19 protein-coding genes are annotated in these 21,639 nt (G+C 75.2%); 5 read left to right on the top strand and 14 right to left on the bottom strand.

What is annotated here, in order from left to right; all coding sequences use genetic code 11:
• Positions 1-7: 7 nt before the first annotated feature.
• The 4 genes from JAO84_RS34730 to JAO84_RS34715 form a co-directional block, all read right to left on the bottom strand.
• On the bottom strand, positions 8-379 hold the full coding sequence (locus JAO84_RS34730) for a peptidase inhibitor family I36 protein (RefSeq protein ID WP_370416431.1): 372 nt from the start codon (positions 377-379) through the stop codon (positions 8-10).
• Entirely contained in the window at positions 376-1,209 is an 834-nt protein-coding gene (locus tag JAO84_RS34725) for a hypothetical protein (RefSeq protein WP_370416430.1), read from the bottom strand. Before JAO84_RS34725 ends, JAO84_RS34730 begins: the two co-directional genes overlap by 4 nt.
• A 387-nt stretch (positions 1,210-1,596) precedes the next feature.
• Entirely contained in the window at positions 1,597-2,409 is an 813-nt protein-coding gene (locus JAO84_RS34720) for a polysaccharide deacetylase family protein (RefSeq protein WP_370416429.1), read from the bottom strand.
• Positions 2,410-2,607: 198 nt separating this feature from the next.
• Positions 2,608-2,985: a hypothetical protein gene (locus JAO84_RS34715; RefSeq protein WP_370416428.1), complete on the bottom strand. Its 378-nt coding sequence runs from the start codon at positions 2,983-2,985 to the stop codon at positions 2,608-2,610.
• Positions 2,986-3,100: 115 nt separating this feature from the next.
• On the opposite strand from JAO84_RS34715, the gene JAO84_RS34710 reads away from it, so the two are divergent.
• Positions 3,101-3,634 carry a DUF6328 family protein gene (locus JAO84_RS34710; RefSeq protein ID WP_370416427.1) on the top strand — a complete coding sequence of 178 codons (534 nt, stop codon included), beginning with the start codon at positions 3,101-3,103 and terminating at the stop codon, positions 3,632-3,634.
• 14 nt (positions 3,635-3,648) lie between these two features.
• On the opposite strand, the gene JAO84_RS34705 is transcribed toward JAO84_RS34710, so the two are convergent.
• The 8 genes from JAO84_RS34705 to JAO84_RS34670 form a co-directional block, all read right to left on the bottom strand.
• Entirely contained in the window at positions 3,649-5,022 is a 1,374-nt protein-coding gene (locus JAO84_RS34705) for an ATP-dependent DNA ligase (RefSeq protein ID WP_370416426.1), read from the bottom strand.
• 40 nt (positions 5,023-5,062) lie between these two features.
• Positions 5,063-6,568 (bottom strand): DUF6397 family protein, encoded by a 1,506-nt coding sequence (locus JAO84_RS34700; RefSeq protein ID WP_370416425.1) that lies wholly within the window; start codon positions 6,566-6,568, stop codon positions 5,063-5,065.
• Between the two features lie 121 nt (positions 6,569-6,689).
• Positions 6,690-7,097 carry a roadblock/LC7 domain-containing protein gene (locus JAO84_RS34695; RefSeq protein WP_370416424.1) on the bottom strand — a complete coding sequence of 136 codons (408 nt, stop codon included), beginning with the start codon at positions 7,095-7,097 and terminating at the stop codon, positions 6,690-6,692.
• Positions 7,098-7,336: 239 nt separating this feature from the next.
• The gene (locus JAO84_RS34690; protein WP_370416423.1) at positions 7,337-7,999 is read right to left on the bottom strand and encodes an ATP/GTP-binding protein; all 663 of its coding nucleotides are present in this window, start codon (positions 7,997-7,999) and stop codon (positions 7,337-7,339) included.
• Positions 7,980-8,396, bottom strand: coding sequence for a DUF742 domain-containing protein (locus JAO84_RS34685; protein WP_370416422.1), 417 nt, complete (start codon positions 8,394-8,396; stop codon positions 7,980-7,982). The genes JAO84_RS34690 and JAO84_RS34685 overlap by 20 nt, the downstream gene beginning before the upstream one ends.
• A gap of 87 nt (positions 8,397-8,483) precedes the next feature.
• Positions 8,484-8,918 carry a roadblock/LC7 domain-containing protein gene (locus JAO84_RS34680; protein WP_265863432.1) on the bottom strand — a complete coding sequence of 145 codons (435 nt, stop codon included), beginning with the start codon at positions 8,916-8,918 and terminating at the stop codon, positions 8,484-8,486.
• On the bottom strand, positions 8,915-11,824 hold the full coding sequence (locus JAO84_RS34675; protein WP_370416421.1) for a nitrate- and nitrite sensing domain-containing protein: 2,910 nt from the start codon (positions 11,822-11,824) through the stop codon (positions 8,915-8,917). The genes JAO84_RS34680 and JAO84_RS34675 overlap by 4 nt, the downstream gene beginning before the upstream one ends.
• A gap of 168 nt (positions 11,825-11,992) precedes the next feature.
• Positions 11,993-12,910 (bottom strand): MHYT domain-containing protein, encoded by a 918-nt coding sequence (locus JAO84_RS34670; protein ID WP_370416420.1) that lies wholly within the window; start codon positions 12,908-12,910, stop codon positions 11,993-11,995.
• A 205-nt stretch (positions 12,911-13,115) separates the two neighbouring features.
• Between JAO84_RS34670 and JAO84_RS34665 the strand changes: the two genes are divergently transcribed.
• The gene (locus tag JAO84_RS34665; protein WP_370416419.1) at positions 13,116-13,718 is read left to right on the top strand and encodes a class I SAM-dependent methyltransferase; all 603 of its coding nucleotides are present in this window, start codon (positions 13,116-13,118) and stop codon (positions 13,716-13,718) included.
• A 447-nt stretch (positions 13,719-14,165) separates the two neighbouring features.
• The gene (locus JAO84_RS34660; RefSeq protein WP_370416418.1) at positions 14,166-15,065 is read left to right on the top strand and encodes a hypothetical protein; all 900 of its coding nucleotides are present in this window, start codon (positions 14,166-14,168) and stop codon (positions 15,063-15,065) included.
• 39 nt (positions 15,066-15,104) lie between these two features.
• Here JAO84_RS34660 and JAO84_RS34655 read toward each other — a convergent pair whose 3' ends face one another.
• Both JAO84_RS34655 and JAO84_RS34650 read right to left on the bottom strand, forming a co-directional pair.
• The gene (locus JAO84_RS34655; RefSeq protein ID WP_370416417.1) at positions 15,105-15,650 is read right to left on the bottom strand and encodes an MOSC domain-containing protein; all 546 of its coding nucleotides are present in this window, start codon (positions 15,648-15,650) and stop codon (positions 15,105-15,107) included.
• Between the two features lie 44 nt (positions 15,651-15,694).
• The gene (locus tag JAO84_RS34650; protein ID WP_370416416.1) at positions 15,695-16,798 is read right to left on the bottom strand and encodes an acyl-CoA desaturase; all 1,104 of its coding nucleotides are present in this window, start codon (positions 16,796-16,798) and stop codon (positions 15,695-15,697) included.
• 264 nt (positions 16,799-17,062) lie between these two features.
• Here JAO84_RS34650 and JAO84_RS34645 point away from each other — a divergent pair, with 264 nt between their 5' ends.
• Entirely contained in the window at positions 17,063-20,122 is a 3,060-nt protein-coding gene (locus JAO84_RS34645; protein WP_370416415.1) for a DEAD/DEAH box helicase, read from the top strand.
• Positions 20,119-21,513, top strand: coding sequence for an SWF or SNF family helicase (locus JAO84_RS34640; protein ID WP_370416414.1), 1,395 nt, complete (start codon positions 20,119-20,121; stop codon positions 21,511-21,513). Before JAO84_RS34645 ends, JAO84_RS34640 begins: the two co-directional genes overlap by 4 nt.
• Positions 21,514-21,639: the final 126 nt, after the last annotated feature.

The raw sequence follows: 21,639 nt of genomic DNA, 5'->3' as shown, positions 1-21,639 counted from the left end.
CGGGGTGTCAGCAGCCGGTGGCCCAGATGTGGGAGTCGCCGCGGTCGTTGGCGGCCCCGTTGTAGCCGACCTCCTGGCCGGGGGCGAGACAGATGGTCATGGAGCCGCCCTGCCAGGCGGACTCGTAGACCTGGACGTAGTCCTTGATGCCGGGTCCCGAGATGCCGTGGTTGGCCCAGGACGAGTCGGTGTCGGCGATCCAGCTCTCCCACCAGCCGTCGTCGCCGCTCCAGTTGGCGCGCTGACCGCCGAAGTCGGCGTCCTGCCAGGCGCAGAAGTCCCCGGAAGGGCATTCGGCGGCGGTGGCGGGCGCCGTCAGGACCAGGCCGCCGGCGAGGGCGAGCAGGGCTGCGGTGGTGGGGCCGAGGAGTCGCTTCATGAAGCGTCGGTGCCTTTCTTCTCGGTGGTCGCGGTTGTCGCGGTTTTCTCGGTTTTCTCGGTGGGGTGCGCGGACAGCTCGGCTGCCCGCCGCAGTGCGCGGGCGCGCAGCTGCTCGTAGGTGGCGACCTGGTCGCGGTGCAGGGTGCGTACGGTGGCGAGCTCGACGGGTTCGAGCCGGGCGCGGACGTCGGCGAGGCCGCTCTCACGGGTGCAGCGTTCGGCGACGGCGGGGTCGGGGCGGCCGGCGCGCGGTCCTCCGGAGGGGGCGGCGCAGCGGGTCCAGCGGTCGAGCGCGGCGCGGTGCGCGGGGTCGTCCTTCATCCGGGCCTGGGCCTCGGCGCGCAGGTTGTCGACGGTGACCTGGGCGCGGAACCAGCGGTGCTGGTCGCCGTACAGCGCGCCGCGGGCGGCGGCGACGCAGCCGTCGCTGTTGGCGGTGACGGTGTGTCCGGTGGCCAGGGTGAGGGAGAGCTCGCGGGGGTCGCGGCCGAAGAGCGCGGTCTGGAGCCGGGTGTCGGCGTCACCGGCCGCGGGGCCGGGGGCGGGCGCGGGGGCGCGGGCCTGGGAGACCGGGGCCGGGGGCAGGGTGAGGCCCAGGGCGTCGAGGCAGTCGGCGACGAGCCGCTGCTCGGCGGCCTTGAGGAGCCGGTCCTGGGCCTGGCGGGTGGCGAGCGCGGAGGCGGGCGCCCCGGCCGTGCCGACGGGCGCGGCGGGTGCGGCGGAGTGCGGGTGCACGGTGGCGCAGCCGGCGAGGACGAGCGCGGCGGCGGCCGTGAGGAGTCCGTGCCGGTGCGCTGAGCGGGGCGCGCGGCGGGACGCGAGGCGCATGGTTCCCCCTGGTGGCGGGCCTGGGCGGTGGTGTCCGGCGGTGTGATCGCCGCCGTGTCGTGGCGATCAATGCCCGGTGCCGGGGTGGCCATGCGGGGCGATGCGGCGACTCACTCGAAGGGGGCGAACGCGCCGGGGCGCGCGCCGCCAACAGGGTGGTCGCGGGTCGTGCGGCGCGCGCGTGGGAACGACAGAGCCCCGGCTGGACGGGGGGTTCCAGCCGGGGCCGTTTGCCGTGACGTGGTGAAGAGCGGTCGCCGCTGAGGGGGGACCAGGGGACCGGACCCCTTCGCCGTCACATAAGGATGAACGGTCAACCTTCACCCAATGTTCCGCCTTGCGCCCGGTGTCGGGTGTGAGCCCGCTCACCCCGTTTTGCCCGTTCGGTCAGTCGTCCTTCTCGGGACGGTAGACCGTCCCGGGCTCGGCCTTTCCGGGGGCGATGAGCTGCGGCACGGTGACGAAGGTGTAGCCGCGGCGCTTGAGCTCGTCGATGATGCCGGGCACGGCGGGAACGGTGCCGCCGTAGATGTCGTGCAGCAGGATGATGCCGTCGCCGTGGGCCTGGTCGAGGACCCGCTGGCGTATCAGGGCGGTGTCCTCGGTGGAGTAGTCCTTGGCGGTGATGCTCCACAGGACCTGGGAGAGGCCGAGTTCGCGGCTCACGTCGGAGACGGTGTCGTCGGTCCGGCCCTGCGGCGGGCGCATCAGGGTGGGCTTCTTGCCCGTGATCTTCGCTATCGCGTCCTGGGTGCGGGACAGCTCGTCGCGGACCTCGGCGGCGTCGAGGTCGGTCAGGATCTGGTGGGTCCAGGTGTGGTTGGCGACCTCGTGCCCCTCGTCGGAGATGCGTTTGACGACCTGCGGATAGCGCAGGACGTGCTTCTGGCCGAGCAGGAAGAAGGTCGCGTGGACCTGCTTCTCCTTGAGGATGTCGAGCAGCTCCGGGGTGTCCTCGCCCGGGCCCGCGTCGAAGGTGAGGGCGATGCACTTGGCCTTGGCGCAGTCGACGGCGTCGGGCGCCGCCGCTCCGAACCTGCCGCCCGTGCCCGCCTTGCCGTCCGCGGGCGCCTGCTCGCGCGCCTCGCCGGGCGTGACCGTGTCGGCCGAGCATCCGGTGAGGGAGACGACGAGCGTCGCCGCGGCGAGCAGCGCGAGGGCGGCGCCCCGGTGTCGTCGGCCCGGCTTGGTTCGGAACATGTGCAACCCGCTTTCCCCGAAAGATTGGTTCGCGAGCAAGGGCCCCCGCCTGGTCATGGCGGAGGCCCTGCGGCTCGTCGACGACTCTACACACGGTGTATAGCCGGGGAGGGAGCGGGGTCGGTGGCGTGCACATGGCGGCCCCGGGCGGCGCCCGTCCGCGACGCCCGGGGGTCGATGGGGGGATGTGCTCGCCCGTCAGCGGGACGCGAGGAGTAGGCGGGCCTCGGTCTCCTGGTCGCCGGAGACGGACTGGAGGGACTGGATGTCGAAGGCGCGCGCGAGCACCCGCTCGACCTCGTCGACGGCGTGGTAACCACCGGTGAGCAGCGCGCCGACCATGCCGGTCAGCGGCACGGGCGCCGTTTCCTCGTGGCGGCCGCCGGCCGTGTCGAAGGTGGCCATCCAGACGGTGGTGGCGGGCGACGTCGCCGCCTCCGGGCCTGGCTTCACGATGTCCTCGAGCTGATAGGTGCGGTCGAGGACGTCGAAGACGGCCTGGGCGTCCTCCCGGCAGCAGTCGCTCAGCTGCACGGTGACATCGGTGTCGATGTGCAAGTCGTACACGGCGCTCATCTCCTCGTGTGCCCGATTCCAGCATCCCTCGTGGCACGGCCGCCCGCGAGGGCCCCGGGTGGCGGGCCGGTCACGCGCTCCGCACGGTGGGAGGAGAGCGTCCTCGGGAGGCGGCGTGTCCGGTACGAGCCAGGGGCCAGGGAAGCCCGCGGGGCCGGACGGGGACGGCCTGATCCGGGGCCGCCACGAGACCCCCGACGAACGCGCCGACCGGCGCTGGACCGAGCTGATGCAGGAGATCCGGGTAGCCCAGACGGGTGTACAGATCCTCTTCGGCTTCCTCCTCACAGTCGTCTTCACCCCGCGTTTCCCCGAGCTCTCCGACACCGACCGGACGATCTACATCGTGACGGTCTCGCTGAGCGCCGCCGCCACCGGCGCCCTCATCGGTCCGGTCTCCTTCCACCGCATGGTCGCCGGGCGCCGCCTCAAGCCCCGCGCGGTCACCTGGGCCTCCCGCCTCACCCTCGTGGGCCTCGTGCTCCTCCTCGCCACCCTGTGCGCCGCCCTCCTCCTCGTGCTCCGTGTGGCCACCGGCGCCACCTTCGTCCCCTGGCTCGTCGCCGGCCTCCTCGCCTGGTACCTCCTGTGCTGGTTCGTGCTCCCGATCTGGGTCCGCCACCGCCACACGTCCGGTCCCGGCAGCTGACTCCCCCTGGCAGGTCATCCCGCCGCGAGAACCGTCTCCACCGTGTCCGCCTCGGCGGCCGGCTTGTCCGGGCGGTGCCGCAGCACACGGGCGAAACGGAGGGTGACGCCGGCGGGATAGCGGGTGGAGCGCTGGAGGCCGTCGAAGGCGATCTCCACGACGAGTTCGGGGCGGACCCGGACGGTGTACCCGTCGTCGGAGACGGCGAGTTCGGTGAGACGCTCGGTCTGCCAGCGGAGCATCTCGTCGGTGAGGCCCTTGAACGTCTTGCCCAGCATGACGAAGGTGCCGTCCGCCGCGCGGGCGCCCAGGTGCAGGTTGGACAGGAGTCCGGTGCGGCGGCCGTGCCCGCGTTCGACGGCGAGGACCACCAGGTCGAGGGTGTGCACCGGCTTCACCTTCAGCCAGGTGCGCCCCCTCCGGCCGGCGACGTACGGGGCGTCGAGGCCCTTCACCAGGGCGCCCTCGTGGCCACGGGCCAGGGTGTCCCGGAAGAAGTCCTCGGCCGCCTCGACGGCGACCGGGTCCGCCGGGTCGGTGACCAGCCTCCGGCGCACCCGGAGGTGCTCGGGCAGCAGACGGGCCAGCACGGCGTGCCGTTCGCGCCCGGGGCGGTCGAGCAGCACCAGGCCGTCCGCCGCGAGCACGTCGAAGAACACGGGCGTCAGCGGCAGCGCGGCCCGCGCCGTGGTCACGTCGAGCCGGGAGCCGACGCGGGAGGCGATGTCCTGGAACGGCCGCGGCCGTCCGGTCGCCAGGTCGAGGGCGATCACCTCCCCGTCCAGAACCAGCCGGTCCCCCGCCGCCTCCCGGACCGTGTCGACCACCTCGGGCAGCCGCCCGGTGATGTCGTCGAGGGAACGGGTGTACACCCGCACCTCGTCGCCGAGCCGGTGCACCTGGATGCGGATGCCGTCGAGCTTCTCCTCCACCGCACACGGCCCGAGCGCCTCGACGGCCTCCGTGACGCTGCCCGCCGTGTGCGCGAGCATCGGCTGTACCGGCCTGCCGACCCGCAGCGTGAACGCCTCCAGGGCGTCCGGCCCCTCGGCGAGCACGGCGCGCGCGACCGGCGGCAGCGAGCCCTCGAGCATGACCGCCCGCCGCAGGTCCCCGGGCGGCACCTCGGCCGCCCGGGCGACGCCTTCGAGCGCGACCGCGTCGAGCGCGCCCTGCCGGACCTCGCCTGACAACAACCGCACCAAGAACTCCTGCTCCTCCGTCGTCGCGGCGCCGAACAGCTCACGGACCAGGCCGAGTCGCCGGGCCTGCGCCCCGGAACCGGAGACGGCGGCCAGCTCGGTCATCGTCGCGTCGGTGCCGGCCAGGGTGAGCGCGGGCCGCCCGGCGGGCGGGACGGCCGGTGGCAGGACGTTCTTGAGGCCCATGGTGCCCGCGCGCCCGCCACCCCGCACCCCGGCGCCCGCCTCACGCCCCGGGCCCGCGCACCGCCTCCTTCCGCCTGCGCCACCGGTCGAGCAGACTCCGCCGAACCCGTCTGCCGGGCGGCCTCGTGACCGCCGCCGGACGCGGCGGCCACCGATCGACACGCCGCGCCTGCGGCACCGGAGCCGGAACGGGCCACGGGGCGGCGCCGACGACCGGTGCGGCGCCCGGGCCCTGGGCCGGGACCGGGTCCAGGTCCGGGTCGACGACCGGCCCGACCACCCAGGCCTGGGCCGGGACCGGCTCCAGGTCCGGGGCCGGGTCCATGCCCGTGCCCGGGGCCAGGTGCTGGGCCGGGTCCATGCCCGGTCCCGGGGCCGGCTCCGGGTTCGGACCCACGCTCGAAGGCGGGGCCGGGCTCAGAGCCGGCGGCGGGACCACGTCCCGGGCCGGAACCAGGGGCGAGAGCGGGCTCGGGACCGAGGCCAGACCCGGGGCCAGGCACGGGGACGCGCCCAGAGCCGGGGCCGCGCCCGAGCCCGGGCGCAGGGAAGGTGGCGGGGCCAGGCTCAGGGCCGGTGGCTGGAGCAGGTCCAGGGCCGGAACCAAGGGCGGAGTCCCGCTCGGGACCGGGGCCGGGGCCGAGCCCGGTTTCGGGGCCAGGCGCCCGGAAGGAGGCGGGGTCTGGATGGTCGGCCAGGCGCCGGGGCGTGGGGCCTCGCGGTCCGCGCGGGACTCGTCCAGGGCGAGTGCGAGGCTCATCCGGTGCCAGAGGATCTCGTCGGGGTCGTCGGCGACCATCAGCCGGTCGGCGATCTCCCGGGGCGTCGGCGCGTTCGGCCGCCAGCTCGGCGGCGCGGGCCGCAGCCGCTCCAGATGGGCCCGTTCATAGGGGTCGTCGACGACCTCGGCCACGTGCGACGGGTCGAGGAGCGAGGCGATCGCGGCCGCGCGCACCCACGGGTCGTCGCTCGCCCGCAGCAGCACGCCGAGGCGCCGGGCGCGCCAGTTCCGGGGCCGCCAGTCGAGGTGGTCGGTGTCCGCCTGGGCGCGGACGTCCAGGGGCAGCCGGCCGGCCAGGAGTTGAGGGTGGTTGAGCGCGAACTCGGCGAGTTCGGCGGCCGGGTAGAGCCAGACGACGGCCCGGTAGCGGTTGATGTAGAAGCGGACGGGGCTGAAGTGGCCCGTGCGCGCGAGGCGGGCGAAGCGGTCGCGGGTGACCGAGAGGAGTTCGGCGCCCTCTCCCGTACCGACGGCTCGGACGCGCTCACGCAGTCCGTCGGGGAAGTCCGGGGCGGCCCGCAGCCGTTCGATCTCGTCGCGGGGCACGCGGCGGCGGGCCCTGTCCCCCGGGGCGGCGTCCGGGGTGCCGGGCGCCGGGCCCGGCACCGTACGGACGATTCCGAGGTCGACGGCGAGCCGGAACTCGTCGCGCCTCAGCTCCAGTTCCTCGGCGGCGCGCCCCGGGGCGACGGCGCCCACAGGTGCCGAGCCCCTCGCCTCCTGCCGCGCCGCACCTGTCGTCTCCGTCGTCTCGTGCGTGGTCATACGAGCGGTCCTCCCCCGTGTGTCGTGTCGCGTCCTGCGAACACTTTCGGTGATGACCGTAACGCACAGTGACGGCAGTCCGCCTGCCCTGTGGATAACTTCCCGAGCGGACCGTCCGGGGCTAGGCCTCGTCCGCGCCGCCCGGCTGCCGGGCCGCCACGCCCAGGTGCTCACCGACCCGGTTCACCAGCAGCGTCATCTCGTAGGCGACCTGGCCGATGTCGGCTTCCGCCGCGCTCAGGACGCAGAGGCAGCTGCCCTCGCCCGCCGCCGTCACGAACAGCAGGGCCTCGTCGAACTCGACCATGGTCTGCCGGGGCCGGCCGGCCTTGAAGTGGCGGCCAGAGCCGCGCGCCAGGCTGTGCAGGCCCGAGGAGACGGCGGCCAGATGCTCGGCGTCCTCGCGCTCGAGTCCGCTGCTCGCGCCCGTCACCAGGCCGTCGTTCGACAGCACGAGCGCGTGCCGTATCGAGCCGACCCGTCGGGTCAGGTCGTCCAGAAGCCAGTCGAGTCCTCTGTCCAGCGCCATGCGTGGTCCTCCCCCATGTGTGGTGCGTCCCCGTCGCCCCGTGGTCCCCGTGGTTCCCCGTGGTGCCCGCGGCCCGGGGGTCGCGTGTCCGCGGCCGGTCACGCGGGTACCGGCCGACCGTCTTCCGTTCCGGTCAGCCTTACGCACTGTCGTGAGCAGGGCAAGCATCCGTGGCCATTCGCGTGCCGCCCGGCGGCCGCCGCAGACCACAACAGGCCACCGGGCCCCGCCCAACCCGCCTAGCCCATCGGGCGGGACGAGCCCGTCGCGTCCGCCGCGTCCGCCGTCGCGTCCACCGAGTCGAGCAGCCGGGCGGTGTGCATGCGGCCCGCGTACTCCACGAGGCGGATCAGCACCTCCTTGCCCGAGTCCCGGTCGCGGGCGTCGCACAGCACCACCGGGGTGCCCCGGTCCAGGTCCAGGGCGCGTGAGACGTCGTGCGCGCCGTACGTGCGGGCGCCCGCGAAGCAGTTGACGGCGACGACGAAGGGAACACCGCGGTGCTCGAAGTAGTCGACGGCGGGGAAGCAGTCCTCCAGGCGGCGGGTGTCGGCGAGGACGACGGCGCCGAGCGCGCCCTGCGACAGGTCGTCCCAGAGGAACCAGAAGCGGTCCTGGCCGGGTGTCCCGAAGAGGTAGAGCGAGAGCCCCGCGCGGATGGTGATGCGGCCGAAGTCCATGGCCACGGTGGTGGTGCTCTTCTGGTCGACCCCTCCCGTGTCGTCCACGCCCTCGCCCACCCGGCTGAGGCGTTCCTCGGTGCGCAGCGGGCGGATCTCGCTGACCGCGCCGACGAGGGTGGTCTTGCCGACGCCGAAGCCGCCGGCGACCAGGATCTTCAGGGCGAGGGCGGTGGTGTCCGGGCCGCCCGCCCGGGTGCTCTCAGAGCGCTCGTAGGCCATCGATTACTTCCCTCAGGATCCGTTCGTCGGGCAGCTGCGCGGGCGGGACGGGTCTGCTGACCTTCACGAAGCCCGCTTCGAGGAGGTCGCCCAGGAGGACCCGGACCACCCCGACGGGGAGGTCGGCGTCGGCGGCGAGTTCGGCCACGGACTGGGTCTCGGCCCGGCACTGGGCGAGCAGGGCGCGGTGTTCGGGGCCGAGCAGGGCCTCTTCGGCCCCGTCCGGCGGGTCGTCGTCGACGACGACCAGGGCGATGAGGTCGAACCGTACGTTGCTCGGTCCGGGCTTGGTCCGGCCGCCGGTCATGGCGTACGGGCGGACCAGCGGTCCGGCCTCGGCGTCGTACCACTGACTGCCCGGCAGGGGCGGTCCGCCGCCGGTGCTGTCCTTGTTCATGAGGTCTCCGTGGTCCGGGGGTCCGGCGCGCCGTGGGGCACGCGCGCGTGAGGCACGGGCGCGCGCTGTGCGGGGCCCGGGGCGCGGTCAGCCCGCGGCCGGCGGAGTGACCGTGAGCCGGGGCGGGGTGTAGAGGTGCTCGCCGACGCGTTTGACCAGGCGGGCCATCTCGTAGGCGATGAGGCCGATGTCGGCGTGGATACCGCTGAGAACGGCGAGACAGGAGCCGTCCCCGGCGGCGGCGACGAAGAGGAAGCCGTCGTCCATCTCGACCATGGTCTGGCGCACGCCGCCGGTGTGGAACTGCCGTCCGGCGCCCTTGGCGAGGCTGTGGAAGCCGGACGCGATGGCGGCCAGGTGCTCGGCGTCCTCGCGGCTGAGTCCGCTGGAGGCGCCGACGGCGAGGCCGTCGCTGGAGAGGACCACGGTGTGGCGGACCTCGCGGACGCGCGTGACCAGGTCGTCCAGGAGCCAGTCCAGTTCGCCGGAGCGGTGGTGGGAAATCCTCTCGTGGTCGATCATTCGTCGTCTCCTTCGCTGCCGGGTTCGCTGGATGCGGGGCGCTCGCCGGGGGCGTGGCCCCGGCTGTGGACCTGACCCTGGCCCTGCCCCTGGGCGGGGTCGGTCTCCGGGTCGGGACTCGGTCCGTGGCCAGGGGTCGCGCCGTGGCCTGTGCTCATGGCGTGGCCGGGGCCGAGCGGGCGTCGGACCGGGGGTACGGCGGCGCCGGGGTCGGGGCCGCCGCCCCGGCGCCAGCCGTCGCGGTATGCGGACATGCGGTCGCGGACCTGTTCCGGTGTCCGCTCGTCCGCGCCGCTGCCCGCACCGGCGGCGCCACCGGCACCGGCCGGAGCCGTCCCGGGACCGGCGGGCGGCGCGGGCGGTGCCTCGCGAAGCTGCGGTACGAGGCTGGCCTGCCGTACGCGCCGGGGCAGGTCGGCGCCCGGGTCCTCGCCCGGCCCTCCGGTCGCGGACACGGCGCCCGTGGTGGGCGGCCCGGCCGGGAGCTGGGGGCGCTGCGGTACGGACGGAGATGCCGTACGGGACGGGGCCGGGGCGAGGTTCCGGCCGCGGTGGCGCAGGGCGGTGACGGCGGCCGGGGGCCGCTCCGGCTCGGCGCTCGCGGCGGGCACCTGCGGCGCGCGGGGCCCCGGCACGGACGGCGCCGCCGCCGGCACGGGGGCCGGAGCCGGGACGGCGGGCGGCGCGGGCGTGCTGAACTCCTCCTGCGGCGCAGTGTTCTGGAGCAGGTCGGTGGGGAGCAGAACGACGGCGGTGGTGCCGCCGTACGGGGAGGTGCGGAGGTGCACCTTGACGGCATGCCGGGAGGCGAGGCGGCTCACCACGAACAGGCCGAGGCGGTCGCTGTCGAAGAGGTCGAGCGCCTCGGAGCGGTCGATCCGGGCGTTGGCCTCGGCGAGGGAGTCCCGGCCCATGCCGAGTCCGCGGTCCTCGATCTCCAGGGCATAGCCGTTGCCGACGGGTTCGCCGCTGATCCGCACCTTGGTGTGCGGCGGGGAGAACTGGGCGGCGTTCTCGATGAGTTCGGCGAGCAGGTGGGTGAGGTCAGCGACGGCGCCGCCGACGACGGCGGTCTCGGGGAGTCTGCGCATCTCCACGCGCGCGTAGTCCTCGATTTCGGAGACGGCGGCCCGTACGACGTTGGTGAGGGGGACGGGCAGGCGCCAGGCGCGGCCGGGGGCGGCGCCGGAGAGGATGATCAGGCTCTCGGCATGGCGCCGCATGCGGGTGGTGAGGTGGTCGAGCTTGAAGAGGTCGCCGAGTTCGTTCGGGTCGTCGGCGCGCCGTTCCATGCTGTCGAGCAGGTTGAGCTGGCGGTGCACCAGGACCTGGCTGCGCCGGGCGAGGTTGACGAAGACCCCGGAGATGCCGCTGGCGAGTTCGGCACGCTCGACGGCGGCGGACAGGGCCGCGCGGTGGACGGTGGTGAGGGCCTCGCCGACCTGGCCGATCTCGTCCTGCGGGGCGGGCCCGGGCGGGGCCTCGGCCAGGACGTCGATCTCCTCTCCGGCCCGCAGCCGGCGCATGGCGCCGGGGAGTTTGCGGCGGGCGATCTCCAGAGCGCCGTTGCGGAGGCTGATGAGCTCCACGACGAGGCCGCGGCCGATGCGTACGGAGATGACGAGGGAGGCGGCGACGGCGGCGAGGCCGAGGAGTACGGCGGCACCGCCGGCGCTGAACGCGCCGCCGCCGAAAGGATCGTGGCGCGCGGCCGCGTCCGTGTGCGCGGCCCGCTCGATGCCGGCGGTGCCCTCGCGGACGAAGGCGTGGACGGTGTCCCACTCCCCCGAGGTGACGGCCTGGGCGGCGCGCCGGCCGGGTGCGGCGGCACGGACCCGGTCCTCGGCGGCAAGCAGCCGGCGGTAGTCCGGCTGGGCGGTGAGGTTGCGCCAGGCGGTGCGCTGGGCCGGGGGCAGATCGGCGGTGGCGGAATCGGTCAGGGCGCGGCGGGCCTCGACGGCGCCGCCGAAGGCGCGCAGCCGGTCGGCGTCGAGTGAACCGGTGAGGTGGGCGGCGCCGAGAAGGGTGTCCTCCCGGGCCAGCTGTTCGCCGGCGCGGGCGAGTTCGAGCAGGACCCGGGCCTCGGCGCCGGCGTCGGTGCCGTCGGCCACGGCGAGGGCTCCGCCGATGCCGAGTCCCGTGGTGATGGCCGCCGTGTACGCGTCGTAGAGGCGGCCGGCGTCGGCGCGCCCCTCGGCGGCCTCGGTGCGCAGTGCGCTGAGCGCCTCGGCCTGGCCGACGAAGGACGCGACGCGGGTCGCGACGTCGTCGGGGAGGCTTCCGTTGTCGCCGATGGTGTGCCGCTCGTCGAGGCGGAGGCGGGCGACGGCGGCGGCACTGGCCCGGGCGCGGTTCTCGAGTTCGGCGGCACGGGTGGTGCCGGGGGCGGCCGCCTGACGTACGGCGGCGCGGCGCTCGTCCTGGAGGGCGGCGACCGCGACGGTGACCGGCCCTCGCACCTCGGTGTCCACGGACTGCAGGTGGCGGAGGCGGGCGATGTCCTGCGCGGTGGAGACGGTGGCGAAGCCCCACAGGGCGAGCAGTGAGACGACCGGCACCATGAGCAGCGACACGATCTTCGCGCGGACGGTACGGGGGCGGATGCCCCGACCTCCGCGGCGCGCCGCGGGCGGGGCGGGGGCCGGGGTGGAGGCCGGTGTCGGGGTCGGTGCGGATGCCCCGGTGGCCCCCGCGGCGGGAGCGGGTGCGGGTACGGGCAGGGGGGCGGTCGCTGCGACCGCCGGGCCGTCGGGGCCGGGGACGCCCGGGCCTGCGGAGGCGGGGGCCGCGGGTCCGCCTGGGGCCGTCTCGTCGGCGGGCGGCCCGGCGTGCGCGCGGCGCCCGCGGGCCGCCGTGGGCGGCTGGGCGGGGGCCCCGGGGGCCGGGGGCCTGCGGGGAGTTCGCATGGCCTCCTCGTTCCTTCGTTCACGGCCCCGGTGGGGCGGCGGGACCGCTGGTGCTGGGGATCGGGCGGGCTGGCAGGGGTGACGGGGCTGTGGGACGGGCCGTGGGGACGGGCGGCCCGTCGGGTGCGGCAGAGGGAGCGGCGTGCCGGGCGCCGTGGGGAGGCGGTGTCAGTGCGCCCTGGCATCGTGGGGATCGGTCGGGCTGTGCACCGGCCCCGACGGGTGGGCGTAAGCGGGGCCGGGGGCGGTCGGGCGGGGCGACCGGGTGTCCGGGTCCGGGTCCGAGCGGAAGCCCGGGGGTGCGACGTCCACGGCGCGTTCGTCGGGTTCGGTCAGGCGCCCGGCGGAGGCGTAGGCGGCGCGTTCGCCCGCCGTCGGGGAGAGAGCGACGAAGGCGGAGGTGATGAAGAGGTAGGAGCCGAGGCCCACGGCGAGCGGGAAGATGAACTGCATGACGGAAGCGCCGGGAAGGGGTGCGGCGGAGGGGGTGACGGTGACGTCGACGGCGAACATGCCGGTGTAGTGCATGCTGCTGACGGCGGCGCCCATGACGAGGGAGGCGAGGGCCACGGCCGCCGGGGCGTGGATGTTGAGGGCGGCCCAGAGGGCGGCGGTGGCGGCGACCACGGCGATGACGACGGAGAGGGCGACGAGCAGCGGGTCGTAGCGCACGTGGCCGTGCAGGTTGAGGGCGGCCATGCCCATGTAGTGCATGCTCGCGACGCCGACGCCCGTGGTCAGTCCACCGATCAGGAGCGATCGGATCCGGTCGCGGCCGTATCCGACGGCGAAGACCCCGACGCCCGTGACGCCCATGGCGATGAGCAGGCTGAGCAGGGTGAGGGGGACGTCGTAGCGGATGTCGGTTCCGGTGACGCCGAAGCCGAGCATCGCGACGAAGTGCATCGTCCAGATGCCGGTGCCGATCGCGGAGGCGGCGGTGAGCAGCCAGTTGCGGCGCGAGCGGCCGGTCGTGTCGAGGGCGCGCACGGTGCAGCGCAGTCCGAGGGCGGCGCCGGTGCAGGCCATCGCGTACGACAGCACAGGTGTCAGCCAGCCGTAGGTGGCGTGGTCCAGGTGTCCCATGGCTCCGGGACGCTAGTGCGCATCCGGGGGCGCACCGGGGGCGCATTTCGAAAGCTGATGGAATATGACACAGAGATGTTCCCGAACGATCGCCACAACCTCGAACATGCGCGCAGTTCGTTCACTCGCCCGGGCGATGTCGGAGGCGCCCCGTACGAGGAACTCACCCCTATGGGTGACCCGTGCCTGAGGGATCATGGATCGCATGAGCGATGACCCCACACAGGTACGCGAGTTCTTCGGCGCGCGCGCCGCTCGCTGGGACACGAGGTTCCCCGACGACGGTCCGGCCTACGCCGCCGCCGTGGCGGACCTCGGACTGCGGCCCGGCGACGCCGTGCTCGACGCCGGCTGCGGCACCGGCCGCGCGCTGCCGCCGCTGCGCGAAGCGGTCGGGCCCGGCGGCACGGTCCTGGGCGCGGACCTGACTCCCGAGATGCTCGCGGAGGCGGCGAAGGCGGGCCGGAACGCGGCGGGCACGCTGCTGCTCGCGGACGTCTCCCGGCTGCCGCTGCGCGACGACGGGCTCGACGCCGTGTTCGGCGCGGGGCTGATCTCCCACCTCGCCGACCCCGAGCGGGACCTGCGCGAACTGGCCCGGGTGGTCCGGCCCGGCGGGCGGCTCGCGCTGTTCCACCCGATCGGGCGCGCGGCCCTCGCCGCCCGGCACGGCCGGCAGATCACCGACGCCGACCTACGGGCAGAGCCCAACCTGCGGCCGCTCCTTGCCCGTTCCGGCTGGGAGCTGGTCTCGTACACGGACGAGGACGAGCGCTATCTGGCGCTCGCCGTGCGCCGTACGGGGTGATCGTTCCGGCGAATCGCGAACCCGCGGACCGCGAACCGGTGCGCACGCTCGTGCCGCGACGACGGGGCTCCTGTCGGCGGTCCGGCGGTGCGGGCGACGGGACGGAACCGAGGGGCGGTCCGCCGCGGGCGGTCACCGGGTGGCGGTCCGGTGGGGCGGTACGGGGGCCGTGACCGCGGCGCACTCGGTCGCGGTCCCGCCGCGCGGCGCGCCACGGGCCGGGCGTCCGGTCCCCGCGCCAGGCGGCCGGAGGCCAAGGCCGCCCCGCCGGCCGGGAAGGACGCGAAGCAGGGCTTCGGCACGGAGCACCGGCGCCACCGGGTCGCTCGGGTCGCCCAGGTCGCCCGGGCCGGCCCCGGCCGCGCACGGCTCCCGAGGGTCCCGGGCTCTCGACGGGCGGGTTACTCACTGGTTAGGGTGCGCCGACGACCAGATGGGGAGGCTGACGTGGCCGAAACGGAATCCGCCGTGACCGGTGCGGAGGACGTCGTCGCGAACGGGGACGCCGAGAGCGACGAGGACGCGCTGTACGTGCTGACGGCGGCGCTGCTCACGCCCGCGCAGTTCCCCAGCGTGCTCGGCGACGACTATCCGGCGGCCTGCGCGGCGCTGCGCCTCGAACCGTACGCGGAGGGCTACGGCCTGGTGCTCGGGCAGGACGGCACCGGCGCGCGGTGGACGGTGGTCGTCGACGACGTGTCGCTGGTCGCGGTCGCCATCGCCTCCTGGGACTGCGGCATGGAGTACGACCTCTCCCCCGACGACCGCTCGGTGGTGTCCGCGCTGCCCGGCTGGCCGCTCGCGGTCGCGACCTCCGCGTCCGGGCTGCCCGAACCCCACGACCCGGTCCCGGAGGCCGGCGCCCCGGAGCCGCTCGCCCCGCCCGCCGGCGACCGGTGGGGGCCGGCCCAGCGGCGCCTCGGCGCCGACATGGTGGCCCTGCAGTGGGCCGAGTGGCGCGCCAAGATCAGCGACGTGAGCCCCGGGAGCCCCGCGAACCCGGGGAACACCGCTGAGGCCGCCGCCGGCGAGGATCAGGCCGACCCGGCCGCCGACCCAGCGGCCGACGACGCCGATCCGTACACCCGCGTGCGGCGCGTCCTCGCGGAACTCGGCGAGTACGTCGAGCAGGCGCCCCCGGTCGGCCGGGTGCGGTCCAGCTTCGCCGGCGGCGAGGCCCGGATGCTGCGGGCCGACGGCCCCGGCTGGTCGCTGGTGGCACGCACCGACGACATGGCCTTCGTGCTCCTCGACGACGAGCCGCACCAGGTGCTCCCGGTGACGCCCGGCCCCAGGCTGCCGGATCTGCTGCGGTCCCTCGACGCGATGGCGGTACGCCCGAGCTGACGGCGCCGCGCGGCGGCGCGCTCCGGGGGTTGCGGCGGCTCAGACCCGGTCGAGCGGGACGTGCGGCTCCGGCGGCAGTTCCACCCGGATCGTGTCGCCCGGACGCACCTCCCCGCCGGTCAGGACGACCGACATGATGCCCGCCTTGCGGACGAGCCGGCCCTCCTCGTCGCGGCCGACGACCTGCTTGAGCAGTCCGTGCCGGAAGTCGTCGATCTGGGCGCAGGGGTTGCGCAGGCCGGTGACCTCGACGACGGCCTCGGGGCCGAGGTGGAGCCGGGTGCCGGTGGGCAGGCCGAGCAGGTCGATGCCGCGGGTGGTGACGTTCTCGCCGAGGTCGCCGGGGGCGACCTCGAAGCCGGCCTCCGCCACCTCGTCGAAGAGCTCCGCGTGGATCAGGTGGACCTGGCGCAGGTTGGGCGCGGTCGGGTCCTTGGCCACCCGCGAGCGGTGCTTGACGGTGACGCCGGAGTGCACGTCGCCCTCCACGCCCAGGCCGGCGAGGAGCGTGATGCCCTCCCGGTTGGGCTTGGTGAACGAGTAGACGCCGTTGCTGCTGACCGTCGTGACAGTGCCTTGGCTCATCGGACAGAGCTCCCCTCTCTGTTGTCGTGTCGCGCCCTCCGACCCTACGCGGCATCCGCCTCGCGCAGCGGGGCGCCCACTTCGTGCAGGTGGCCGAGGGCCTGGCGGTAGGAGTCGACGAAGCCGGTCTCGGTGTAGGGGATGCCGAGTTCACGGCAGTGGGCGCGGACGGCGGGCTGGGCGAGACGCAGGTGCGGGCGCGGCATGCTGGGGAAGAGGTGGTGCTCGATCTGGTAGTTGAGCCCGCCGAGGAACCAGCCGGTGAGGCGGCTGCCACGGATGTTGCGGGAGGTGAGGACCTGTCGGCGCAGATGACCCCACGAGTCGCCGTCGGGGTGGGCGTCGGGCATCTCCATGCCCTTGTGGTTGGGGGCGAAGGCCATGCCGAGGTGGACGCCGAGCAGCATCTGGTGGAGGAGCGCGAAGACGAGGGCCTGGAGCGGGGTGAGCAGGGTCAGCAGCAGGGCTGCGTAGCCGGCGAGGTGGGCGAGGAGGAGGGCGCCCTCCAGAAGGCGTTCGCGCCGGGTGCGGTACGGCCCCTCCGAAGAGAGCAGGGCCTGGACGCCGTACACCTTGAGCGCGATGCCCTCCAGGGTGGTCAGCGGGAAGAAGAGCCAGGCCTGGTGGCGGGTGAGCCAGCGGCGCAGGCCGGTGCGGTCGGTGGTCTGGTGGGCGGCGAAGACGAGGATGTCGGCGGCGACGTCCGGGTCCCTGTCGAGGTGGTTGGGGTGGGCGTGGTGGCGGTTGTGCTTGTCGTTCCACCATTCGCGGCTCATGCCGAGGAGCAGGTTGGCGTGCACGAGCTGGACGGCGCGGCCGAGCCGCCGGTTGCCGGTGACCTGGGCGTGGCCGGCGTCGTGGCCGATGAAGGCGGCGCGGGCGGAGAGCAGGGCGAGCGGCAGCGCGAGGAGCAGCGCCCACCAGGAGGGGCCGAGGAGGACGAGGCCGGTGACGACGGCGCCGATGCCGAGGAGGTTGACCGCCATGTCGCGGGCGTACCAGCCGGGCCGGCGGTCGAGCAGCCCCTGTTCCTTGACGGTGCGCAGGAGCGGCGCGAACTCGCTGCCGCCGCCGCGGCGCGGGGGGCGGGAGGCGCGTGCGGAGGGTGGCGCGGAGGGCGCGGCGAGGGTCGCGGCGGCCTGGGACATGGCGGTCTCCGGGGTCCGTTGAAGTCCGTTGGGAGGCCGTCGCGTAGGCCGCGCCGGCTACCGAAAACGTACGGATCGGTGATCGTCCGCGACCATGGCGTCACCACCCGGACCTGTTCGGGGGCGGTCCCGGGGGCGAGGGTGGGGTCTTCCCCACCCGAGCGTGTGGACGTGATACGGATCACTCGCTGGAGCCGCACGCGGAGGCACTTCGGTGAGGTACCATCGGCGGCTCGGCATCAGTAGTCAAATTTGAGGAATTCGTTGTCGCAGTCTCCGTCGCAGTCACTGTCGTCCTCGATCCCGCACACCCCCACGGGTGAACTCGCCCGCTGCTCCACCCTGTTCCTGCCCGCCGAGCCGCCCCGCGCCGGCCGGATCGCCTTCTGGTCCCCCGACGGGCCGCCCGACGCCCCTGGCGAGGCCCCCGAACCGGCCGTCCTCGACATCGTCGACCTCGTCGACGGCGAGGTGCGGCCGCTGACCGTGCCCGCGCTCGTCCTCCCCGTACGGGAGGCGCTGCCGCTCCTCGTCCGGGCGCGATCCGCCGCGGACGCCTCGCCGTCGGCGGCGTTCTGGGGCGCGGCCGCGCTGTTCTCGCTCGACCTGGTGGCCCGGGGCCTGCTCCTGCCCGGCCTCACCGCCGGTGACCTGGACGCCTGGCGGGTCGGACCGCTGGGTGCCGAGGAGGTGGCCGCGCTGCGCGACCTCGCCGCTTCGATGCCGCCGTCGGCCCACGCCGTACCGCTCCCCGCGGAGGACGCCGAGGACGCCGAGGACATCGACGGCTCCGGGGACACCGATGACACCGTCGCGGAGCTGATGCTCCCTCACCCCGAGGAGCTGCTGCGGGCGTTCGCCGACGCCGTCGCCGACGTACTGCCGCGCACCCCCGCCGCCCCGCTGGTGGCGGGCGGTCCCGGCTTCGCCGCCGAGGAGAGCCGGGCGGAGCCCGTACCGCTGCCGGAGCAGCGCGCCTGGGCGGCGGACGTGGCCGCCGGGCACGACGCGGGCGTACGGCTTTCGCTGCGCGTCGAGTTGGTGACGGGCGGGGCGCCGGCGGACGCCGCCGACGAGGCGCCGTCGTTCCGTGCCGTGCTGCAGATGCACGCGGTGGCCGATCCCGCCCTTGTCGCGGACGCGGCGGACGTGTGGGCGGGTACGGCCCCGGCGGGCCCGAGCGGTCAGGGCGGCACCGCGTTCGGGCCGCGGGCCCGGATGGACGCGCTGCTCGCGCTGCGCCGGGCCGCCCGCGCCTGGCCCCCGCTCTCGCCGCTGCTCACGGCGGCGGTGCCGGACGCCGTCGACCTCGCCGACGAGGAGATCGCCGAACTCCTCGGCCCGGCCGCCCGCGCGCTCGCCGCCACCGGCGTACGGGTGCACTGGCCGCGCGAACTCGCCCACCGGCTCACCGCGCGCGCCGTGATCGGCCTGCCGGACGGCACCGAAGGCCCCGCGGGCCGGGGCGGGCGGGGCGGCGACGCGCTCCCCTCCTTCCTGTCCGCCGACAGCCTGCTCGCCTTCAACTGGCGTTACGCGATCGGCGACCGCGAGCTCACGCGTGCCGAGCTCGACCGGCTCGCCGAGGCCGGCCGGCCCCTGGTGCGACTGCGCGACCAGTGGGTGCTCGTCGACCCGGAGGAGCTGCGGCACGCGCGGGCGGGCCAGGACCACAAGCTGACCCCGGTCGACGCGCTCGGCGCCGTACTCACCGGCAGCACCGAGATCGACGGCCGCCGCGTCGAGGTCCGGGCGGCGGGCGCCCTGGAGCGGCTGCGGGAACGGCTCGCCGACCCCGAGGGTGACGCGGGCGACGAACGGGAACTCGCCCAGCCCGCCGCGCTGGCCGCGACGCTGCGCGACTACCAGCTGCGCGGCCTGCGCTGGCTGGACCGGATGACCTCGCTCGGGCTCGGCGGCTGCCTCGCCGACGACATGGGCCTGGGCAAGACCATCACCCTGATCGCGCTCCATCTGCACCGTCAGGCCGAACCGGCCACGGCCGGCCCCACCCTGGTGGTCTGCCCGACCTCGCTGATGGGCAACTGGCAGCGCGAGATCGAGAAGTTCGCGCCCGGCACGCCCGTGCGGCGCTTCCACGGCGCGACCCGGTCCCTGGACGGACTCACGGGCGAGGGGCCTGCGGGCGACGGACTCATCGGCGACGGGCCCGCGGGCGACGGGCTCCCCGACAGCGGCTTCGTCCTCACCACGTACGGCACGATGCGGCTCGACGCGGCCCGGCTCGCCGGACAGCCGTGGGGTCTGGTCGTCGCGGACGAGGCGCAGCACGTCAAGAACCCGTACTCGGCGACCGCGCGGGCCCTGCGCACGGTCGGTTCGAAGGCGCGGGTGGCGTTGTCCGGCACGCCGGTCGAGAACAACCTCTCCGAGCTGTGGGCGATCCTCGACTGGACGACGCCGGGACTGCTGGGCGGGCTCGGACCGTTCCGCAGGCGGTACGCCTCCGCCGTGGAGGGCGGCGCGGACCCGGCCGCGGCGGCCCGGCTCGCCGCGCTGGTGCGTCCGTTCCTGCTGCGGCGGCGCAAGTCCGACCCGGGCATCGCGCCCGAGCTGCCGCCGAAGACGGAGACCGACCACGCCGTGGCGCTCACCACCGAACAGGCGGGGCTCTACGAGGCGGTGGTGCGGGAGATTCTCGCCACGATCGCCGACGCCGACGGCATGGAGCGGCGCGGGCTCGTGGTGAAGCTGCTCACCGGGCTCAAGCAGATCTGCAACCACCCGGCGCAGTACCTGAAGGAGGAACAGCCGCGCATCGAGGGGCGCTCGGGCAAGCTGGAGCTGCTCGACGAGCTGCTCGACACGATCCTGGCGGAGCGGGCGAGCGTGCTCGTCTTCACGCAGTACGTGTCGATGGCGCGGCTCCTGGAGGCCCACCTGGCGGCGCGGGGCGTGCCGACCCAGTTCCTGCACGGCGGTACGCCAGTCGCCGAGCGGGAGGCGATGGTCGCCCGCTTCCAGGAAGGCGAGGTTCCGGTCTTCCTGCTGTCCCTGAAGGCGGCGGGCACCGGCCTCAACCTGACCCGGGCGGAGCACGTCGTGCACTACGACCGCTGGTGGAACCCGGCGGTGGAGGCGCAGGCGACCGACCGCGCGTACCGGATCGGGCAGACCCGGCCGGTGCAGGTGCACCGGCTGATCGCCGAGGGCACGGTGGAGGACCGGATCGCGGCCATGCTGGAGCGCAAGCAGGCCCTCGCCGATGCCGTCCTCGGCGCGGGCGAGGCGGCGCTCACCGAACTGACCGACGGCGAGCTGGCCGAACTGGTGCGGCTGCGGGGCGAGGAGGACGCCCGATGAGCGCCCGGGACACGGACCAGCACGGGCACGAGCACGGGCACGGGCACGAGTACGAGAACGAGAACGAGAACGAGAACGAAAACGAGCACGGCGGCGGGAAGGGGCACATGAGCGGGGACGCGGGTCGGGGCGGCGAGGAACGGACCTTCGGGGCGTTGCCGCGGGCCGGGAGCGGGGCGTTCGCCCGCACCTGGTGGGGCCGGGCTTGGCTGCAGGCGCTTGAGGACACGGCGCTCGACAATCAGCAGCTGAAGCAGGGCCGGCGGCACGCGCGGGCCGGGGCGGTCGGCGCGGTGTCGGTGCGCCCCGGCCGGATCACGGCGGTGGTGCAGGACCGGGATGGCACGGCGTACCGCAGCGACGTGCTGTTGCAGGAGCTCTCGGAGACGGAGTGGGACACGCTGATCGACCTGGCCGTGGACAGCGCCGGGCACATCGCGGCGCTGCTCGACCGCGAGATGCCGCCGCACCTGGTGGAGGACGCGGCGGCGGCCGGGCTCGACCTGCTGCCGGGCATCGGCGACCTGGAGCCGGAGTGCGGCTGCGAGGCCTGGGACCACTGCCCGCACACCGTGGCGCTGTGCTACCAGGTGGCGCGGCTGCTCGACGAGGACCCGTTCGTGCTGCTGCTCATGCGGGGGCGGGGCGAGCGGGCGGTGATCGAGGCGCTGCAGGAGCGGAGCGCGGCGCGGCTCGCGGATCCGGCGGGCGAGCGCGGCGCGACGGACGGGTCTCCGGCGGGCCGGGCGAGCGGCGGGGGTGTGCCGGCGGCGGAGGCCTTCGCCGAGGGCGACATCCTGCCGCCGCTGCCCGCCCCGCCGGTGCCGGCGGCGGCGCCGGGCGAGCCGCCGTCCCTGGACACCGAGACCGAGCCGGCACCGGGTCTGGACCCGGCGGCCCTGGAGTTTCTGGCGGCGGACGCGGCGGCCCGCGCCCATCGGCTCCTCACGGGGGCCGGCACGTTCGACGAGCCGCCGCTGACGCCCGCTCAGGACGCGGTCCGGCTCGCCGCCGGCTCCCCCGTCTCCTGGCTCGCCACCCGCCTGGCGACCGGTTCGGGCCGCACCCGCGCCGAGCTCGACCTCGCGGTGCGGGCCTGGCGCACCGGCGGCCCGGCCGGCCTCGCGGTCCTGACCGAGGACTGGACCCCGGGCCCGGAGGCCCTGCGACGCGCCGAGACCCGGCTCGCCGAGGCCTGGGACGACGACGAGCGCCCCGCCCTGCACGCGTCCGCCCCGGCCCGCTGGACCGTGGGCGACGCCGGGCTTCAGCTCCGCCTCGGCGAGGACGGCCGCTGGTGGCCGTACCGCGAGGAGCCCGCCGGCTGGGCCCCGGCAGGCCCGCCGGACGCAGACCCGGCGGCGGCGCTGGCGGGTGCGGCGAGCGACTAGGGGGTGCCCGGCCGATCAGGGTCGGACAGGGCTGCGGGTCCCCCGGTGCGGTATCTCGCACCGGGGCGCAACGACATCGGCCCCCCCGGCCCGCCAGGGCCTGGGGAAAGCGGCCTGTGGGTACGA

Origin of the sequence: Streptomyces fradiae (assembly GCF_041270065.1) — a bacterium.
In the GTDB taxonomy this organism is placed as follows: domain Bacteria; phylum Actinomycetota; class Actinomycetes; order Streptomycetales; family Streptomycetaceae; genus Streptomyces.
The sequence above is the reverse complement of the archived record's forward strand: the minus strand, read 5'-3'. Positions and strand labels throughout refer to the sequence as shown.

Coding starts and splice junctions, on each gene's coding strand:
- JAO84_RS34730 (WP_370416431.1), bottom strand. CDS start 379: ATGAAGCGACTCCTCGGCCCCACCACCGCAGCCCTGCTCGCCCTCGCC.
- JAO84_RS34725 (WP_370416430.1), bottom strand. CDS start 1,209: ATGCGCCTCGCGTCCCGCCGCGCGCCCCGCTCAGCGCACCGGCACGGA.
- JAO84_RS34720 (WP_370416429.1), bottom strand. CDS start 2,409: ATGTTCCGAACCAAGCCGGGCCGACGACACCGGGGCGCCGCCCTCGCG.
- JAO84_RS34715 (WP_370416428.1), bottom strand. CDS start 2,985: ATGAGCGCCGTGTACGACTTGCACATCGACACCGATGTCACCGTGCAG.
- JAO84_RS34705 (WP_370416426.1), bottom strand. CDS start 5,022: ATGGGCCTCAAGAACGTCCTGCCACCGGCCGTCCCGCCCGCCGGGCGG.
- JAO84_RS34700 (WP_370416425.1), bottom strand. CDS start 6,568: ATGACCACGCACGAGACGACGGAGACGACAGGTGCGGCGCGGCAGGAG.
- JAO84_RS34695 (WP_370416424.1), bottom strand. CDS start 7,097: ATGGCGCTGGACAGAGGACTCGACTGGCTTCTGGACGACCTGACCCGA.
- JAO84_RS34690 (WP_370416423.1), bottom strand. CDS start 7,999: ATGGCCTACGAGCGCTCTGAGAGCACCCGGGCGGGCGGCCCGGACACC.
- JAO84_RS34685 (WP_370416422.1), bottom strand. CDS start 8,396: ATGAACAAGGACAGCACCGGCGGCGGACCGCCCCTGCCGGGCAGTCAG.
- JAO84_RS34680 (WP_265863432.1), bottom strand. CDS start 8,918: ATGATCGACCACGAGAGGATTTCCCACCACCGCTCCGGCGAACTGGAC.
- JAO84_RS34675 (WP_370416421.1), bottom strand. CDS start 11,824: ATGCGAACTCCCCGCAGGCCCCCGGCCCCCGGGGCCCCCGCCCAGCCG.
- JAO84_RS34670 (WP_370416420.1), bottom strand. CDS start 12,910: ATGGGACACCTGGACCACGCCACCTACGGCTGGCTGACACCTGTGCTG.
- JAO84_RS34665 (WP_370416419.1), top strand. CDS start 13,116: ATGAGCGATGACCCCACACAGGTACGCGAGTTCTTCGGCGCGCGCGCC.
- JAO84_RS34655 (WP_370416417.1), bottom strand. CDS start 15,650: ATGAGCCAAGGCACTGTCACGACGGTCAGCAGCAACGGCGTCTACTCG.
- JAO84_RS34650 (WP_370416416.1), bottom strand. CDS start 16,798: ATGTCCCAGGCCGCCGCGACCCTCGCCGCGCCCTCCGCGCCACCCTCC.
- JAO84_RS34640 (WP_370416414.1), top strand. CDS start 20,119: ATGAGCGCCCGGGACACGGACCAGCACGGGCACGAGCACGGGCACGGG.